The sequence below is a fragment of the Streptomyces sp. NPDC127084 genome (assembly GCF_042724175.1).
Taxonomy (GTDB): domain Bacteria; phylum Actinomycetota; class Actinomycetes; order Streptomycetales; family Streptomycetaceae; genus Streptomyces.
Map to the genome: position 1 here is coordinate 1 of NZ_JBHXFA010000349.1, position 1,558 is coordinate 1,558.

A 1,558-nucleotide genomic window follows, 5' to 3' on the forward strand; every position below is an offset into this window, starting at 1 on the left:
CGAGCCCGATGCTCCACCCGCCGCATCAGCACCATCGTCCAAGCCATCCACACACTCCTGACCCGCAACCATTCAGGATGAAAGAGGTTCACTGACGTCCTGCTGGGCTGTCCTTGCTTTGATCTGTCCGACCGCCGGGGCCCGGTTCCCAGGGCTCCGGCCGGGCGGAGCATGACCTCATAGCGCCTCTGTGTGTCAAGCGGCTTCGGTGAATTGGCTCCGATGGTCTCGTTTCATGATCCGGTAGACCACGTTGGACAGCCGTCGTTTGAGCGCCCGGCGGGCCTCGGACGGGGTCTTCCCTTCGGCGATCTTGCGCAGGTAGTAGTCCTGGCCGTGGCCGCCGTCGCGGATCTGGCAGATCGCGATCGTGTGCAGGACCGAGTTCAGCGCCCGGTTGCCGCCGTTGTTCAGCCGGTGGCGGACGTTGTCGCCGCTGGAGGCGTCCAGGGGTGCGCTGCCGGTGTAACTGGCGAAGTGGTGCTCGGTGGGGAAGCGGTTGACATCGCCGACGTGGCCGAGGACCTTGGCGGCCAGCACTGTGCCCAGGCCCGGCAGGCTGGTGAGCGTGGTGCGGGTTGCGGCCAGCGCCTCGCGCATCTGGGCCTCGTTGTCTTTCACCAGTCGGTCCAGACGCCGAAGGTCGGCCAGCAGGTCCCGTGCTATGTCGCGGCGGCAGCTGTCGGTGGCGGTGACGGGGCGGATGCCCTTCATCGCTGCGGCGGCCTTGTCGGCGGACAGTCCGGTGGCCACGCCCCCGGGCAGCAGATCACGCAGGACGGCGTGCAGCCTGTTGAGCACGCGGGTGCGCTCGTGGACCAGGTCCTCGCGTCGCTCGGTCAGCAGCCGCAGGATCGTGGTCTGGTCCTCGGCGGTGACCTGCCGCAGGTCGGTGCGGAAGAGAGCGACCTGGGCGACGTGGCGGGCGTCGGCCTCGTCGGTCTTGCGGTTGCCGCCGGTGGCCAGCATTCGCGCCCGGGCGGAGAGCGTGGCCGGCACGTCGGCCACGTGCTCGCCGGCGGCGGCGAGCTGCTGGGCGAGCGAGCGGCCGAGGCCGCCGGCGCCTTCGACGGCGAAGCGTCGCTCGGGCCACTGCTCGCACCAGGCCATCAGCTGGCGGAACGTCCCCGCGTTGACGACGAACCGCCGCTTGGCCAGCTGGTGGCCGGAGGCGTCGACGGCGACGGCGGTGTGGGAGGACTTGTGCGGGTCGATACCAATCAGGATCACGGGCAGCCGGCCTTGCGCTCGAAGCGACGGGAGGAGGACGGCGGTGGGCATCCTGACTTGAAGTGGTGTCACGTCCATGCCTCTGTCGAGCCACACCGCGCGGGTGTCGGCCGGCGGCGGCACGCTATCAGTGAGCCAGCCCAACGGCGGCAAGAAGCACTGCGGGCCAGTACCGACCGACACCCTGGACGCTACGGCTGCAGACCGAGCGTCTGGGCTCGATTCAACAAGTCAGGAGCCTGGCCAGAGGCCCCCTGACTGTCCTGTCTGCCCTTTCCGGCCGGAGCTACCTTCGGCAAGGAAGGCATCTCCAGCATGACAGGCACAG

The 1,558-nt window shown here is 69.1% G+C and carries 1 protein-coding gene; it reads right to left on the reverse strand.

The window, feature by feature from the left end; genetic code table 11:
• Positions 1–195 precede the first annotated feature (195 nt).
• Positions 196–1,230: an IS110 family transposase gene (locus ACFWI9_RS34120; protein ID WP_387169146.1), complete on the reverse strand. Its 1,035-nt coding sequence runs from the start codon at positions 1,228–1,230 to the stop codon at positions 196–198.
• Positions 1,231–1,558: the final 328 nt, after the last annotated feature.